This window comes from Streptomyces sp. NPDC020362 (genome assembly GCF_040642095.1).
In the GTDB taxonomy this organism is placed as follows: Bacteria; Actinomycetota; Actinomycetes; order Streptomycetales; family Streptomycetaceae; genus Streptomyces.
Map to the genome: position 1 here is coordinate 1 of NZ_JBFAET010000205.1, position 15,704 is coordinate 15,704.

The following is a 15,704-nucleotide window of genomic DNA, read 5'->3' on the forward strand; positions in this document are numbered from 1 at the left end:
GGCGTTGACAGTTTGACGTGCCCCTGCGGCGTGCTGGTGAGCGCGGACGACAGTGGAGTCCACCGCGACGATACAGCCGAGGTCGCCTTCGGCGTCGGCCTGGGACAGCAGGGCGGTGAAGACTCTCTCCCAGGTGCCGTCGGCCGCCCACCTCACCTGGTCGTCGCGGTCGTCCTCCGGCGTGCCCGGGGGCGACGGAGCCGGAGAGCCCTTGCGGGCCGTGGAGGAAGGCTGCGGCGCCCGCATCTCCGCTGGTCTCGGGCTCGGGATCGGTCTCGGTGCCGGTGACCAGGATGCTCTTGATGGTGCAGTAGGGCGGGTCGCCGACCGCGATCGCTCTCGCGCAGGCCGCTTCCAGTCGCGTGTCGCCGTACTTCCTGCGCAGTCCGAGAACGCCCTGGGCGGCGCGGAGCCGGTAGAGCGCGTTGACCTCCAGCAGTTGGTCGACGACCTCGGGGCAGGCGTCGCCGATCTCGGATGCCTGGGTGCGGCACCAGACCGGCGTCTTCATCCGGAGGCGATCTTCTCCGGAGGGTAGTCGCTCTTGTGGGTGCGTTTGCCCTGGTCAAGCGCCGCGTGGGTCTTGACCAGGTCGCCGTTGAGGAAGACCTGGACCATGGTCGCGGTGGGGCGGACGTCGACTTTTCGGCCGGTCAGCTTCCAGGGCACGGAGTAGAGGGTGCGGCCGACCTCGTTGGGGATGTCCGGGCCGACGGTGGCCGTCGACCAGCGGGCCGGCGTGAACGCGGTGGGCGGCAGCGGCAGCAGGGCGGCGGCCTCGACCGCACCGATCACGGCCATCGGGATCGGCCCGCTCAGCGGCCGGCACTTCCGCCGCCCGGCGTCCTGCTGGGCCCAGGTGATCGCCTCGGTCTGCATGTGCTCGATCGAGGTGAGCTCCCGTCCGCGCCAGTCGGAGTCGCGGACGTAGGGCATGGGCCGCTCGACCCTGGGCTTGTGCTCGGGCTTCGAGGCTCTTGCCGGGTCTACCAACGCGCCGTAGCGGGTGGCGAGTTCGGCATACGCCTTGTTGATTTTCGGGTCGTAGGGGTCGGGCTTGTCGACGCCGGTCTTCAGGTTGTCGGGGACCAGCCGGCGCGGGACGCCGTCGACGTAGCGGAAGGCCGCGACGTGTGCCTCGGTCCATGTGTGCTGGTCCAGGTGCAGGACCGGGCGGACGGACATGTGTCGTGAGCATGGCAGCACCATCACGAACGACCAGACGCGGTGCCGTTTGCCGGTGCGGGGGTTGGTCCACCGGCCGAGGAACCCGTAGTCGATCTGGGCCTCTTCGCCCGGCTCGGCCTCGTCGCGCAGGACGGTGGTCTGCGACCGGCGCACCTCGTCGGGCAGCGTGGCGTGCACCCAGCGGCGGAACGAGGAGATCGACACCTTCAGCTTGTGCTCGTCCCGCAGCCGAGATCTCGATGATGTCGACCACGAGGAACATTCTCCTCGCCATCCAGGCTGCCCATCGGCCATCCCAACCACGGGACGAGGAACATGAGCAGCTCCGCGACGACCAGGTCCCTCGATCCCGGACTCCGCGCCACCCATGGCCAATCAGGAGGATTCAGGGTAGAGGATTACCTAGCGCTCGAACCGTCCAAAATAGGAAAAGCTTGATCGTCGACACTCGCAGGCGCGGCCCCGCAAAGGACGCGTGATCGACTCTGCTCAGGCCGCGAAGTCCGCCCGGTGGTCCTCAGCCCATTGCGCGAACGTGCGCGCCGGGCGGCCGGTGATCTCCTCGACACTCGACGTGATTTCGGGTTGAGAACCGACCATCGCCGCGAAGGAATTCAGCACGGCCCGCACCATCTGCCGCGGCATGTGCGGGAAGAACGCGGCTTCCGCCTCCTCCACGGGAACCTCGATGTAGGCCAGGTCCCGGCTGAGCACCCGCCCGCTGGCCGTGATCTGCCCTGCGTTCGTCGTCGCCTCGGGCCCGGTGAGCCGGTGGACGGCGCCATCGTGGCCCGCGTCGAGCAAGGAACGCTCGGCCACCGCGGCGATGTCGTCCTCGTGGATCGGCGCGGTGACGGCGCCCGCGAAGGGGCCGCGCACGGTGTCGCCCTCACGGATCTGCGCGGCCCACTGGAAGGCGTTGGTGGAGAACGCATTGGGGCGCAGGAAGGTCCACTCCAGGCTGCTGTCCCGGACCAGTTGCTCGGCCTGCGCGTGCCTTATGTGGATCGGGTGGGTCTCGTCGGCGCCCTCCTGGATGATTCCCGAGGAGAGCATGACCACGCGTCGTACGCCGGCGGCGCGAGCCTTGTCGAGGACGGCGCCCGTGCGGTCACCGGTGGCCTGCACATGCAGGAAGAGCTTCGACGCTCCTTCGAACAGCCCGGCTGACTCAAGGCGCGTCACTTCCACGCCCGGAAGAAGCGCGGCCCGCTCTGGATCGCGGCTCACCGCCCGCACGGACTGCCCTCCGGCGACGAGCCGCCCGACAAGGGCACGGCCAACGTTCCCGGTGGCACCGGTCACTACGATCACGGGGTCTCCTCCTGGTCCTCGGGCCTCGGTCCTCGGGCCTCGGGTTGATCATCCCTGGCCGTTTCGACCCTAGGAGGGGTGAACAACCGCCGCATCGGCGGAGAGGACCATCGCGCCTACGTCCCAATGCCTACGACCTCGCCGTCCCCATGGGGAGTCGTGACGGCAGGGGTGGGGAACTACGTGACGCTCAACCCGCTTGGGGTGGGAAATTGCATGACCGTCGACACAAGACAGGTGCGCGCTCGCTTTGAGTCGTTGCTGGGCGCGGAGCCGACCTCGTCTCGTCAACAGGACTTGAGGGTCCCGGGCATACTCAAAGCCTCACTCCGCGGCCGGAAAGTCGGCAGGACCCCCCGGCCAAGAACGGGGCCCGCGTGCCAACCTTCGCGTCCCATTAGGCCCACTCCTCCCGCGCCAACCTCTCTTACCTGCGGAAACGCAACATCAAGGCAGTCATCCCAGAGAAGAAGGACCAGGCCGCAAACCGGAAGAAGAAAGGCAGCCGGGGCGGCCGCCCTACACGCCACGACACCGACCTGTACAAGCAGCGGAACACCGTCGAGCGGCTCGTCAACAAGTTGAAGGCCTGGCGGGGCATTGCGACTCGATACGACAAGACGCCCGAGAGCTACCTCGCCGGCCTCCACCTCCGTCCCTCGACGATCTGGATCGACGACCTCCTGAAGACCGCCGACTGATCACAACATCACACAGGCCCCCAGGTCCGGCAGCTGACGGAGTGTCTCCGGCGCGGATCACGCGGCGCAGGCTGAGGCGGGCCCTGGCCAAATTCACCGACTCGTGCGCTCGCGGCGCGAGGGGCGGCGGGCAGAACCGTCTGATCGATGATCCCAATCGACCGCATGGTTCAACTGCTCGTGCCGACCGCCGCCGCGGTGAACGCCAGGGCCTCCAGATCCGTAGGCCACTGAGCGGTACGGCGTACAACAGCCGATCGCCCAGTTCTTCGATTGCCGCCCAACAAAGGGGTCCCATGAAACACCGCCGCCCGCGCCACCGTCGCAGAGTGATCGCCAGAGCGGTCGGTTCGGCGGGTGTGTTGGCCGTCGCCCTGGGTGCGGGGATGACGCCGGCGATGGCCGCCGGGAAGACGCCCAACAAGCCCACCGCCACCGGGTTCTCGCCCGACCAGGACGACACGCCCTGGACGCCCCAGAACGACGACGTGCCGCCAGAGCACAAGGCCGTCCGTCCGGCAGCCGCCACGCCCCGCGCGGACACGTCCGCTCTCCAGCTCAGTCTCCCTGCGCCGACCGGGCGCCACGGCGTAGGCACGTTCAGCCTGCACCTCGTCGACAAGTCCCGCACGGACCCGTACGTGCCCGGCAACAAGCCGCGCGAGCTGATGGTGTCGTTCTGGTACCCGGCCGCCTCCACCCGCGGTCACTACCAGGCGCCGTGGATGCCGTCAGTCTCCGGCGCCCACTTCCTCGCCTCCCAGGGCCTGACGCCACAACAGGTGACCTTGCCGAAGACCGCGGGCCATGTCCTCGCCCCGGTCGACACCAAGCTCGGCAAGCTGCCCGTCCTGCTGTACTCCAGCGGGCTGCACTCGGACCGTGCGAGGGGCACCGTGCTCGCTGAGGACCTCGCCAGCCGCGGCTACCTCGTCGTCACCGTCGACCACACCCACGACGCCAACGAGGTGCAGTTCCCCGGGGGACGACTCGAGGTCAACACCATGCCGGCCGGCGCGCACTCCGCTGACACGCTCAACGTGCGCGCCGCCGACATCCACTTCGTCATCAACCAGCTCGCCACGATCACCAAGGGCGGCAACCCGGACGTCGACCACGCCAGGCTCCCCACCGGTCTGTCGCACGCCGTGGACATGTCCCGCATCGGGATGTTCGGCGCTTCGCTGGGCGGCGCAGCGGTCGACACCGCCATGCAGCTCGACCACCGAATCGCCGCCGGTGCCAACCTGGACGGCCAGTTCTTCGGCTCGGCACCGAGTAAGGACCTGCACCGCCCCTTCATGCTCTTCAGCTCCGGCACCCACAACCGCAACAACGACGGGTCGTGGCGCACGCTGTGGTCGCATCTGAAGGGATACCGGGTCGACATCCAGCTCCACGGCGCGGCGCACGTGTCGTTCGTCGACGACGAGGCGATGGCCCCGCAGGAGGCAAGCCTGCTCGGGCTCTCCCCGACCCAGCTTCAGCAGGTGTACGGCACGATCGACCCGAACCGCGCGATCGAGATCCAGCGCGTCTACCTCGCCGCCTTCTTCGACCAGCAACTGCGCCACCAGCACGGCACCCTGCTGGACGGGCCCGACAGGAAATACCCGGAGATCTCCTTCGTCCGGTGACCGGGACATCCGAAGAGCGGGTCCTGCATGCGGGGCCCGCCCCTCGGACGCAGGTCAAAAGCGGCTAGCGGCAACAAAGTGGGCCGGGCGGCCCTCCCCACAGAGGGCCGCCCGGCTGTCCGATCGGCTCGGTGATGCACCAGCCCGCGCGGAAGCCGTCGCCACGCACCTGCTCGACCTCGGCGGACAAGTCGGCCAGCCGCGGCTGCCTGGCCTCCTTCGATGTCTTGTGGAGCCCCCGCATCGTCACGCGCGTCAACAACGGTGACGTCCGCATCGCCAAGGTCGAGGGTGAACACATCTGGCACGTCCACGACGACACCGACGAGTTCTTCCTGGTACTCGACGGAGAGCCGTACGTTTCCTTGCGCGAGCCCGATGGAGAGCGTTCCTGCTCCCACAGGGGGCGGTCTTCACCGTCCTTCGAGGCACGGAGCACAAGCCGTACGCTCCGTCCGGCGCCGCAATCCTTGTGTTCGAACCCGCCGGGACACCGACCGTGGGCGATCGCCACGACGAGATCCCGGACCACGTGGACGCAACGACCGGGCACACACTCACCACCTGAGCCAACAAGGCTTGGGGCGTGGGTACGGGTGGTGCGGTTCAGGTGGCCTGCGGCCAGGCTCGCAGCAAGGCAGAGATGCGTTTGGCGGTGCAGCCGGGATCCCGGAGCAGGTCGCGCAGAGCGATGGCATCGTCCCGGGTGGGCTTGACCGGGATACCGGAGGCCTCCAGATACACACCCGTTGCCGCGGCTACGGCCATGTTGGAGCCCTCCAGCCAGCGGCAGCGGCAGCGGCCGGGGATGTGCACGAGCGCGGCGGCACGCGCGTAGGTGCCGTCGTAGACGGGCGTCTCCAGCAGCTCGGCCCGACGGCAGGTAACCGTTGCCATGGGCACCCCGTAATCATCAGGGGCGGGGCAGGGGCAGCCAGTTCCGCTGACCCGGTTGAGGATATGTGTTCAGCGGGTGATGAGGATGCGCCTCCAATGGAAGCTGGTCCACGGGTATCTAAGAGGTCGCGCGGATAGATGGGCGGCTGTGGTCCAGGGGCAGTGGTCGAGGCACGGGTCCGTGATCATGGAGTTGCGATGCTCTGTGATCACCGGGAAGACCTTGTGCCTGTACTGCCGTCATCGCTGGCCGACCCGCTGTGGGACCAGTTCGCCGCCCTGCTGCCCCAGCGCCCGAAGTTCGATCCCTCCCACCCGCTGGGCTGCCACCGGCGTCGGATCGGCGACCGGATCGTGTTCGACAAGCTGCTGCAGGTCCTGCGGTTCGGCTGCTCGCACGAGGCGATCGCGGATGCCAGGTGCTCGGCTACGACAATCCGCAGCTGCCGCGACGAGTGGATATGTCTGGGTGTCTTCGCCCGCCTGAAGCAGATCGCGCTCGACGCCTACGACCGGATCGTCGGTCTCGTCCTCGATCAGATCGCCGTCGACGGGGCGATCAGCAAGGCGCCCGGTGGACCTGGATGCCGGGCACGACTCCGGCAAGAGCCGGTCAGATCGACGAGCGTGGCCTGCGCCGCCAGATCGCGCACAAGGGCGAGAAGGCGCCGATCCAGGCCAGTCCGCGCTGGCATGTGGAGCGCACTCATTCCTGGCAGAACGCCTTCCAGCGGCTCGCCCGCTGCTGCGAACGCCGGACCACCGTGATCAACGCCTTCTTCGACCTCGCCGATGCAATCATCACTGTGCGCAGTCTGACCCGCCGGGCCTGGCCCACCGATCGCTGGAACAGACGCCCCCAGCGCCGACCATGACCGTCCATCCAAGATGAAAGCAACGCCCGCTGCCGACGTTTGCGTAGGTGGTGCCTGGGGAGAGGGGCACACCACAACACCGCGAGGGCGGTCCGCTCGGTCCGGGAGCGGTTGTCTCCCCCGCGGGCCGCGGGTGGGCTCGTTGCGCCGCTATCCGACGGCAGGGATCCCGCTCACGGAAGCGACCTGACCCAGCACTCGCCTCAGGGCGGCTATTTCCTCGTCAGTGAGGGAGCCCAGCAGTTCCTCGTCTGTCTCTCTCGCCAGGACTACGGCCGTGCGCCGCAACTTCTGCCCCTCAGCGGTGAGCTCGATGAGCTGGCGGCGTCGGTCGGCGGTGTCCCGCACACGCCGCAGGGCGTTGAGATTTTCCAGCTCGTCGAGCATGTCGACGACAACACTCGGGGTCACTCCGATGGCTCTGGCGAGTTCCAGCTGCGCCCTCGGACCAACGGCAAGAAGTTCCAGCACCGCGCAGTGGCGGGGCCGCAACCCGTGGGGCACCAGCCGGTCTGCGAACCGTCCCGTCGCAACCTGTCCCAGCTTGCCCAGTTGGAACGCGACCGTGCGTGTCACTGAATCCTCCGCCTTCACGGCACCGATGCTACCGTCTCCATATGATTCGGCAACCGAATAATATGGCCCCCTCACGAAACCTCAGGCTCTTTGCCGGGGGCGTCGTTACTGCCGAGGCGATCGCCTCCGGCTACCTGACCGTGGCCGGTCTACTGGATCCGGGCGGCCTGGTCCCCGGTGGAGACAGTGCCGCCGCGAAGACGTACGCGGCGTACGTCGCGACCCGCAGCCTCGTGCTGCTCGGCGCACTGATCTGGCTCATGGCCGTACGGGCATGGCAACCACTGGGCCTGGTGTTCACCCTTAATGCCGCTGTGCAGATCGGGGACGTCGCGATCGGAGTCGCCCACCACCAACTCGCCCAAACCATAGGCCCCCTCGTCTTCGCGGCCCTGCTGCTCGCGGCAGCCCGTCCACTGGGCGGCCTCACGTGGAGTCCCGAAGGACCCTCCGACGGTGACATGCCAGCGGTTGCACCCCTGCACGCACCGGTCGGACAGCACAAAGGACTTCACCCTGGACCCACAGCGGATCGGCAAACCAGCCTGGAGGGGTGACAACTCGATGCCCCAAGCCGCCTGTCCGCGCGACCTCTAAAGGAAGCTGACATTCTGGGCGAGCGCGAGTCGGCTGGAGTAGTTCATGGTGTTGGTGGCCGACCGCATGTATGCCTTTTACGCGTCGGACCGGACTCGCAGCCGCCGTTGTCTCTTTCTCGCCGCCGCAGGCTCCGCCGACCTCGGCGCCGGAGGTGCCCATGTTGACCTTGGCCATACCGCAGTCGGAGCCCTCGCCGGAGACAGACAGCTTGGCTTCCTGCTGGTCTCTCCGCTCCGGCGGTGCCTGGTGCGGCGGGCGCCGGTGGCTGGTCCGGGCGCCCGCGGGCAGGGAGTGAGCCCTGATCGGGTCGGTCAGGGGATGGCAGGTACCGGCAACGGGGCGGTCGGGTTGGCGGGCGGGGCGAGGCGGTCGGCACCCGGTGGTACGGGGACAGCGGCGAAGACGGCGTCCTGCTGGGCCTGAAGCTCCCTTTTGCGGGCCTCGGTGGTGGAGGGCAGGCGCTGCTCCTCGTAGAGCAGGTGAGTGACTTCCTGGGCGTGCTTGCTGGCGGGGGTGTGGAACTGGATCTCGAAGAGTTGGCCTGAACGTGGGGCGCGCCAGCCGGTGTTGAGGCCTTTGTAGCCGCTGGCCCGGTTCCAGGTGTTGGACCATTTGGTGGTGTCGTTGCCCCAGGCCGACAGGACGGCGGACGCGCGGGTCACGCCGGCGGTGTAGGTGTTGTCGGGCCACTGGAGGGTGTAGCGGACGGCGTCGGTGAGCCGGGCCAGGACGGTGTCCACGTTCTGCCCGGGGTGGTCCTTGAGGGAGGTGGCGACCTTCCGCTTGAGCGAGTCGGGGGACTTCAGGCGGTGTTCGAAGCCGACCAGTTCCGCTCCCGAGGCGAGGGCCGCAGTGTGCACGTCGGTGCTGATCGACTGCTCGGCCTGCCGGGCCCGGTTGACGTAGGCGTCGACCCTGGCGTTGTCGGCGCTGTTCAGCGTGAGCCCGCCGGCTCCCTTCCAGCCGCCGTCGTCGGCTGCGGCGGCCGCCGGGGGCCCGGCTGACAGGGCGACGGCCGTGGTGAGCGCGGCCGCGAGCAGGCTCTTGCCGATGGAGGAAGTGGTGGTGACCGTCATAGAACGTCCGCCTTCACGCTGGTGGGATGCCTTGCGACAGGCACAACCGCCGGGGCCGAGGGCGAGTTACTGGCGCAGGTGCGGCGGTTCTCCGCTGTACCGGGTTGTGGTGTGGTGCGTCGGGCTGCTCGCTGGGCGAGGTGCGGGGCTGCGACGGCCGGGACCTGTGCCAGTGCACTGTGGTGGTAGAGATCTTTGCCGGTCCAGAGCGGGGACTCGTCCGGATGCGCGATGCGGGAGAAGAGAAAGCCGCTTCCCTGGGCGACAGCGCGCTCGACTGCCGCCCCGGTGGTGCGGTGGGCGAGTTGGAGGGTCAGTAGGGCGTATGTGGTCCTTCGATGGTTCCGTGCCACCGGCCCCAAGAGCGGGCTGGGCGCTCGGTGGACAGGACCCAGTGCACGGCCTTGTCCACGACGGCCACGGCGCAGCCGACGCCGTAGTGGGCAAGGGCCGAGGGGCAGCACATTCGCGGGTAGTAGGGGGAGACGTGCCATTTGTCGCCCCAGCTGCCGTCTGTCCGCTGCCGGTCGCAGATCCACGCCGAGACCTTGGTTACGGCCGCTTGGAAGCGGTGTGCGTCGGGCGGACCCGACTCGGCGGCGGTGAGGTGCTGACCGAGTTCTTCCAGCTGGTGGGCGTTGGTGCTGGGGGAAGCGGTGCGTTCTCCCGGTCAGGTGCAGAAGAGATTGTCCTGCTCGTAGCGGAACAGCATCCGCAGGGTGGCGCTTCAGCTGCTCCCTCAGCATGCAGCCCAGGGTGGCCGGGGTGGGTCGAACCCCGCCCTGCCCCGGTTCACATCGCCTGGCTGGCGAGGATCGGGCGGCGCGGTGGTGGCGAGGGCGCGGATGGCGGTGTTACGTGAACGTCCACACGCGTACAGGTTCATCTGTAGAGCCCCATGCCAGCCTCAGCGCAGACACCGGACGACGGTGGGGCCGTCCGACAGCCGGCAAGTCGTGGGACCGGTGCGGGTTGTCAGGGGTGACCGGAGGCAAGCGCGCACCGCCGCCTCAGACATCTCACGCCTGGGCTGGGCGCTGAGGTTCGGGTTGGTGGGCAGTCTTCAGTGGCTGTACGCGAGCGATCAGAAGGGCGACGTCGTCGTGGCCCTCAGGGTGCCGGAGCTGCTGCAGGAGGTGGTCGCAGGTCTCCTCTGCGGTGTGATGCGGTGGTGACAGCAGACGCAGGAGGTCTTCCAGGCGTTCGTCGATGGGGTCGTGGCGCGTTTCGACCAGTCCGTCCGTGTAGAGGACCAGTTGATCGCCGGGCTCCAGATCGAGGGTGGTGGTCTCGAAGGGGACTCCGCCGACTCCCAGGGGGGTGCCGGTGGGCAGGTCGAGGAGCTCGGGTGGCCTGCCGGCCCTCACCAGTACCGGGGGCAGATGGCCGGCGCAGGCCACCTCGAGCCGAACGTGGTGCGGGTCGTAAACGGCGTACACGCAGGTGGCGATGTAGGGGTCTAGACCGCGAGTGATCTTGTCGAGGTGGGTGAGGATGCGGGCGGGGTCGAGGTTGAGGTCGGCGAGGGTGGAGGTGGCCGTGCGCAGGCGGCCCATGGTGGTGGCGGCCGGGATACCGCTGCCCATGACATCGCCCACAGCCAGGGCGGTTCGGCCGCCGTCGAGTGGGATGACGTCGTACCAGTCGCCGCCGACCTCGCTGAATGCCTGCGCGGGCCGGTACCGGGCGGCGACCTCGAGACCCGGATGGTGGGGCGGGAGGTGCGGAAGCAGGCTGCGCTGGAGGGTCTCGGCGGCGCTGCGGATGTGCTGGTGCAGGACGGCGTTGTCGATGCTCAGCGCGGCGCAGGCGGCGAGCTCGCAGGCGAGGGCGAGGTCGTCGTCGTCGAAGGGCAGGGGGTTGCGGGCGCGGGCCAGGCCCATGACGCCGATGATGTCTCCGCGGGCGATGAGGGGGACTGCCATGTCGGTGTGGACACCGGCCCGGGCCAGCAGACGAGCAGCATGGTCGTCTTCGGCAATGCGGGAGAAGTCAGAGCTGCCCAGGTGGGTGATCAGCTGGGGGCGGCGGGTGCGGATGCAATGGGCCGCCGGGTGGTCGGGGTGGTAGGTGGTGAGACGGCCGGGCGGAACGATCGCTTGAGCGGCGGCAGTAGGGTAGGCGGTCTTCACCGCCAGGGCACGGAACAGCGCCGGGCCTTCGCCGATGTCCGTGCGTCCCGTCTGCAGGACGGAGTCCAGGAGGTCCACCGCGACCATGTCGGCCAGGCCGGGCACGAGGGCGTCGGCCAGTTCCTGCGCGGTCCGCTCCACCTCCAAAGTGGTGCCGATACGGGCTGAGCCGTTGGCCATCAGGCGCAGGCGCTGCTGGGCCCGGTCGGCATTTCTGGCGGCCTGGTACTGGTCGGTGACGTCCACCACCACGTTGGCGATGCCCAGCACGTGCCCGTGGTGGTCCTCCAGCCGGTAGAGCGATGCCGTCCAGGCGTGGTCGTGCTCCGGGTCGGCAGCAGTACGGCCCACCACCTGGTGGCCCACCATGGAGACACCGGTCGCCAGCACTCGCCGCATCGCGGTGTCTGCGGCCATGAACGGCGCGCCGGGCAGGATCTCGCGAAATGTGCGGCCGATGTGGTCGGCCTCGGGGGCGCCGTGCATGGCCGCCAGAGCCGGGTTGACGGTCACATACCGCAGGTCGGTGTCCAGGACGGCCAGCCCGACCGGCGCCTGGGTAACCAGCCGGGTGGACAGGGCCAGATTGCGCTCCACCTGCCGCAAGGTGGACCGGTCGACGGCCAGCCCCAGGGCGTAGTGGTCGCCGAGGCTGTCCGTCAACCGCATGTTGCGGAACTCGACCATCCGGGTGCTGCCGTTCTTGTGCCGGACGGGGAATGCCCCCGCCCAGCCCCGGCCGGTCTCCATCACTTCGGCGAACAGCCTGATGGCCGCCTCGCGGTGGTCGGGGTGAACGAGCAGTGGCGCCGCGTACTGCCCGACCGCCTCGCCGCGGGCGTAGCCGAACAACTCCTCGGCCTCGGGGCTCCACATGTCGATCCGGCCGTCGGCTTCCACCAGTACCGCGGCCACAGCCAGCAGGTCCATCAATCCGCTCGGGCCCGATGCCCAGTCCTCCGGATGATCCTCCTGCTCCGCTCGGCTCATCCCACTCGCTCCTTCCACCTTCCGACCTCACCGGCGCACCTGCCTCAGCGTGCAGGGCAGGTGAAGCGCTCTTCGTACAGGTCAGCAGCCCCGTCCACGGTGCGGCACGAAACGTCCGGCGGCCAGGGGGACGCGCCGGGGCAACACTGCGTACGAAGTCGGTCGCTGCATCGGGCGCAACCAGCACGCGATCCATGCTCACCTCGCTGGACCGATCACCGTCGCCGACGTTCGCGGGGTGCCCGGCAGACCGGACCCCGAGACCGGCAGGCCCTCGGCCCGGCTGCGGCGCCGAGGGTTGCTGCGTCCTCTCCTAGGACCAGCTCCATCCGAGTACTAGCTGTCGACGCTGCGGATGGCGTTGATGACGGTGAGGGCCCATTCGGCGGGGTGCGGAGTGTCGAGCAGACGCGCCAGGCGTGTGATGTGTGTGGTGCGTTCATCGGCCGTCATGGTCAGTGCCGTGCGCAGGGAGTCGATCAGGTCGTGGGGGAGCAGAGGGTCGGTGAGGACGGCGGCGGTTCCCAGGTGTTGGGCGACTCCGGTGTGACGGGAGAGGACCAGGACGCCTGGGCGGCCGGTGGCGTGGTGCGCGGTGATGTATTCCTGGGCGGTGAGGTTCATTCCGTCGGCGAGCGAAGTCACCCAGAAGACGTCGGCTGCCAGGTAGTTGTCGATGACCTCGGGAAAGTCCAGGTTATGGGGGATGTAGTCGACTGGCTCCCAGGTCCTGGTGCGCCAGCGGCGGTTGGTCCGGCTGATTGCGGTTTCGAGTTCTGCGCGGGTGGAGTCGTAGGCGCGGATGCCGGCTTCGGGCGGGGGACAGATGAGGCGGTAGCGCACCTGTTCCCGGTGGTGAGGTTCTTGGTGCAGAAGGGCGTCGAGGGCATGGATTTTGTGGACGGGTGCTTTGGCGTAGTCGAGGCGTTCCACAGAGAGCACCAACTGGGTTCCATCGTTGTGGCGCTGCGGCTGGCGGCGGCATCTGGCGAGGTGCGCGACGGCGTTGCGGTCGATGCCGAGAGGGTGCACGCCAACGCGTGGCTTGGGTCCTGCGGTACCTGCGAGGAGTTGGAGGAAGTTGTCGGCACAGTCGGCGGTGTGAAAGCCGGCCCAGTCCAGGTGTGTGAGCGAGGCGCGCAACTGTGCGGCTTCCGGAATGCGGCGGAAGACGTCGGGGTGCGGGAAAGGTGTGTGGTGGAACAGGCCGATGGTCAGGTCGGGCCGGTGCGCTTTGAGCGTGGCCGGCACGAGCCAGAGGTTGTAGTCATGGAGCCAGACGGTGCCTTTGCGCGCGGCGAGAGAGCTGATGTGCTGGGCGAAGGCTGTGTTCACGGCCTCGTAGTCGGCCCAGTGGGCGGGCCGGTCCTGGATGAGTTGGGGCTGGGACACCAGGGCCGGCCAGAGGGTCTCCTTGCAGGTGCGGTGGAAGTAGCCGGACCACCGGTCCGGGTGCAGGGGCAGGAGAGACAGGGTCAAGCCGTCGGTGATCGGCGGGGGCTGCGCGGTCGGGAGGGCTTCGCCGATGTGAGCGGCCGCCCACACCGCGTCCAGACGTTCGTCGGCGAGAGCGGCCTGCAAGGTGGGCAGGATCCCGTTGGGACTGGAAGGCGGCCGCCAAGCGCCGTCGGACCAGCGGACGGGCGGGCGGTGGTAGCCGACGACCACCGATCGGCGCACCAGCCAGCCGAGCCGCTCCATGCCCTCGAGGACACCGGCGGCTCCCTGCCGGGCGCAGTGGTGGACCAGCTCGCTCCCGCCCACGGCTGCAGCCAGGGCGGGTTCCGCGTTGGCGACCACCACTGCATGTGTGCCCTGCGAGAACAGCGAAAGGTCGTTGAGGGAGTCCCCGGCCACCAGCATCGCCTGCCGGGGCCATCCCTGCGTACGGGCGAGCAGCCGCAGTGCGTGCCCCTTGCTCGCTCGGGCCGGCAGGACGTCGAAGTACCGCTCCGAGGCGTACGACCAGGAGCATCCCAGCGCCCTCACCGCGGCCGTGAGGTCCTCGGAGAGGTCTTCGCAGCGCAGATAGAAGGAGCAGCGGCCTTCCTGGGCAACGCCTTCCTGGTACACGAGCTGCGGGAACCGGTTCAGTGCCGCTCGGACACGCCCGGCGCCCGGCCATCGGGCGCGCAGTCGGCCTTCCAGGGCTTGCCAGTGGAGCATCTGGGTGGCGTCGATGACACTGGCCCCGACATCGGCGATGATCCAGCGCGGGGGCGGCAGGAGCGGGTCATCGCGCAGGAGCACCTGTACGGAAGCAAGGCTGCGCCCGGTCGCGTAAACGACCGTGATGTCGGGGTTCCGGTTCAGGGCGTCGCGCAGGCGCCGACGATGGTGTTCCTCCGCTCCCAGCAGGGTGCCGTCCAGGTCGGTGACGAGCACCTTGAGCAGGCCGGTGTCGCAGTCCACAGGGACTCCCTTCAGGTGCTGACGCCCCACAGTGGCGGAAAGGCCCGGCCCGCCTGCCGAAGCGTGGCGTTGCCCTACCAAGCGGGGTCGTGGGTCACCGGGTCGATGACCTGTCCCGCTTCGGGCTCGAGCTTTTTTGCCGGATGCGCGCGGGCCGTCTTAAGGTCCTGGATGGCCTGCCCGAGCCTCGTCTCGCGCAGGTCTTCGCTCTCCAGGAGCCGGGCGATCAGCCCTGCAGGGGCATGACATGCAGCATTTACAAGTCGATCGACGGCTGGGTCGGCTGGCGACATGGGACCTCCAGGACCACGGCGGGTGGCATGGGCAGGGCGCTGCTGTCAGCGCACAACGACCGCTCTTGAGAGCTCTATCCGGGCGCAGCCGCGTCTCTGCGCCAGACCGGGTTTTTCACTCCGGTGCCCTGCGGGGGACGCTGCAGCTTCACGGCAGGCGGGGTCGGGTGGTCCTCACAGGTGGTCCGGGCCGTGGAGGATCCGCCGTACGTCAGTGGGCCTCCTACATCATGTGCTGCAGGGGTGAAAACGTCGGTCAGTGGGTGATGGCGTGGCAGAGTCCCTCGTCGTTGGCGTGGTGATTTCACTCATCACGCCGGCGACCGAGGGGCTCTGTTGGCGCGGCTTCCTTCCCTGCTCGACGTCCCGTATGAGCTGGTTGAGCATGTCTGCTGGCTGATCCACGCCCGAGGCGTGAACCGAACTCGCCGTGCCGGAAGCTGGGTTGCTTCAAGCACGCTCTGCTCATCCGGGCCCACCTGCGGAAGAACGAGGGGTTCGCCCAGGTGGGAGCCGGGTTCGGGGTGTCCGAAGCGACGGCGTGGCGGTACGTCGACGAGACGATACTGTCGACGGGACGTTGATTCCCACTGACCGCATCCGGGCGGACGAGCCGTACTACTCGCAGAAGCACAAGAAGCACGGCATGAACGTGCAGGTCATCACCACCGCGGACGGAACCCCGCTGTGGTTCTCCCGGGCAATGTCAAGCTGGACCCACGAACTGACCGCAGCCCGTGCCCACGGCATCATCCAGCCTGCCTGACCCGGCAGATCCTCATCCTGGCCGACCGCGACTCCGCACAGCTCAAACCCTGGCGCCTGCTAGGGCACGTATTGAGTCGTGATCACCAAAGACAGCGGTTCGATCTGCGGCCGGAGCACGGCCGAGGAACGGTGTTGCCCTCGCCTGCGGTGATCACTAGGGTCGGTCGCGTGACTGCCGGGTCCAGACGGTCCTGCCCAGCGCCCAGGAGGCCCTCGACCCGCTGCCGCCCGCCCTGCGCGAGGGC

10 protein-coding genes and 6 pseudogenes are annotated in these 15,704 nt (G+C 68.6%); 6 read left to right on the top strand and 10 right to left on the bottom strand.

Features of this window, described 5'->3' with window-relative positions; genetic code table 11:
• The 3 genes and pseudogenes from AB0H32_RS40175 to AB0H32_RS40185 all read right to left on the bottom strand — a co-directional run.
• Positions 1-153, bottom strand: a pseudogene (locus tag AB0H32_RS40175) (IS5/IS1182 family transposase); the annotation flags it as partial.
• Between the two features lie 354 nt (positions 154-507).
• The gene (locus AB0H32_RS40180) at positions 508-1,392 is read right to left on the bottom strand and encodes a DDE-type integrase/transposase/recombinase (RefSeq protein ID WP_361131889.1); all 885 of its coding nucleotides are present in this window, start codon (positions 1,390-1,392) and stop codon (positions 508-510) included.
• Between the two features lie 285 nt (positions 1,393-1,677).
• A complete protein-coding gene (locus AB0H32_RS40185; RefSeq protein ID WP_361131893.1) occupies positions 1,678-2,502 on the bottom strand; it encodes an NAD(P)H-binding protein in 825 nt (274 codons plus the stop codon).
• Between the two features lie 389 nt (positions 2,503-2,891).
• Between AB0H32_RS40185 and AB0H32_RS40190 the strand changes: the two are divergent.
• The 3 genes and pseudogenes from AB0H32_RS40190 to AB0H32_RS40200 form a co-directional block, all read left to right on the top strand.
• Positions 2,892-3,203: pseudogene (locus tag AB0H32_RS40190) on the top strand (transposase); the annotation flags it as partial.
• A gap of 329 nt (positions 3,204-3,532) precedes the next feature.
• Positions 3,533-4,840, top strand: coding sequence for a hydrolase (locus tag AB0H32_RS40195; RefSeq protein ID WP_361131896.1), 1,308 nt, complete (start codon positions 3,533-3,535; stop codon positions 4,838-4,840).
• Positions 4,841-5,049: 209 nt separating this feature from the next.
• A pseudogene (locus AB0H32_RS40200) lies at positions 5,050-5,408 on the top strand (cupin domain-containing protein).
• A gap of 38 nt (positions 5,409-5,446) precedes the next feature.
• On the opposite strand, the gene AB0H32_RS40205 reads toward AB0H32_RS40200, so the two are convergent.
• A complete protein-coding gene (locus AB0H32_RS40205; protein WP_361131913.1) occupies positions 5,447-5,800 on the bottom strand; it encodes a fic family toxin-antitoxin system, toxin component in 354 nt (117 codons plus the stop codon).
• 162 nt (positions 5,801-5,962) lie between these two features.
• On the opposite strand from AB0H32_RS40205, the pseudogene AB0H32_RS40210 reads away from it, so the two are divergent.
• A pseudogene (locus tag AB0H32_RS40210) lies at positions 5,963-6,612 on the top strand (transposase).
• 150 nt (positions 6,613-6,762) lie between these two features.
• Here AB0H32_RS40210 and AB0H32_RS40215 read toward each other — a convergent pair.
• On the bottom strand, positions 6,763-7,206 hold the full coding sequence (locus AB0H32_RS40215) for a MarR family transcriptional regulator (RefSeq protein WP_361131899.1): 444 nt from the start codon (positions 7,204-7,206) through the stop codon (positions 6,763-6,765).
• A 44-nt stretch (positions 7,207-7,250) separates the two neighbouring features.
• On the opposite strand from AB0H32_RS40215, the gene AB0H32_RS40220 reads away from it, so the two are divergent.
• Positions 7,251-7,745, top strand: coding sequence for a hypothetical protein (locus tag AB0H32_RS40220; protein WP_361131901.1), 495 nt, complete (start codon positions 7,251-7,253; stop codon positions 7,743-7,745).
• Between the two features lie 36 nt (positions 7,746-7,781).
• Here AB0H32_RS40220 and AB0H32_RS40225 read toward each other — a convergent pair.
• The 5 genes and pseudogenes from AB0H32_RS40225 to AB0H32_RS40245 form a co-directional block, all read right to left on the bottom strand.
• Positions 7,782-8,016 (bottom strand): annotated as a pseudogene (locus AB0H32_RS40225) (aldehyde dehydrogenase family protein); the annotation flags it as partial.
• An 83-nt stretch (positions 8,017-8,099) separates the two neighbouring features.
• The gene (locus tag AB0H32_RS40230) at positions 8,100-8,864 is read right to left on the bottom strand and encodes an ATP nucleotide 3'-pyrophosphokinase (RefSeq protein WP_361131904.1); all 765 of its coding nucleotides are present in this window, start codon (positions 8,862-8,864) and stop codon (positions 8,100-8,102) included.
• A 313-nt stretch (positions 8,865-9,177) separates the two neighbouring features.
• On the bottom strand, positions 9,178-9,492 hold the full coding sequence (locus tag AB0H32_RS40235) for a hypothetical protein (RefSeq protein WP_361131916.1): 315 nt from the start codon (positions 9,490-9,492) through the stop codon (positions 9,178-9,180).
• Between the two features lie 391 nt (positions 9,493-9,883).
• The gene (locus tag AB0H32_RS40240) at positions 9,884-11,986 is read right to left on the bottom strand and encodes a SpoIIE family protein phosphatase (protein ID WP_361131907.1); all 2,103 of its coding nucleotides are present in this window, start codon (positions 11,984-11,986) and stop codon (positions 9,884-9,886) included.
• Positions 11,987-12,322: 336 nt separating this feature from the next.
• Positions 12,323-14,398, bottom strand: a complete 2,076-nt coding sequence (locus tag AB0H32_RS40245; RefSeq protein ID WP_361131910.1) for a trehalose-6-phosphate synthase — start codon at positions 14,396-14,398, stop codon at positions 12,323-12,325.
• Between the two features lie 588 nt (positions 14,399-14,986).
• Between AB0H32_RS40245 and AB0H32_RS40250 the strand changes: the two are divergent.
• Positions 14,987-15,486, top strand: a pseudogene (locus AB0H32_RS40250) (transposase family protein); the annotation flags it as partial.
• Positions 15,487-15,704 lie beyond the last annotated feature (218 nt).

Excerpts from the sequence above, each read along its gene's own strand:
- AB0H32_RS40220 (WP_361131901.1), top strand. The coding sequence starts at position 7,251 with ATGGCCCCCTCACGAAACCTCAGGCTCTTTGCCGGGGGCGTCGTTACT.
- AB0H32_RS40230 (WP_361131904.1), bottom strand. The coding sequence starts at position 8,864 with ATGACGGTCACCACCACTTCCTCCATCGGCAAGAGCCTGCTCGCGGCC.
- AB0H32_RS40240 (WP_361131907.1), bottom strand. The coding sequence starts at position 11,986 with ATGAGCCGAGCGGAGCAGGAGGATCATCCGGAGGACTGGGCATCGGGC.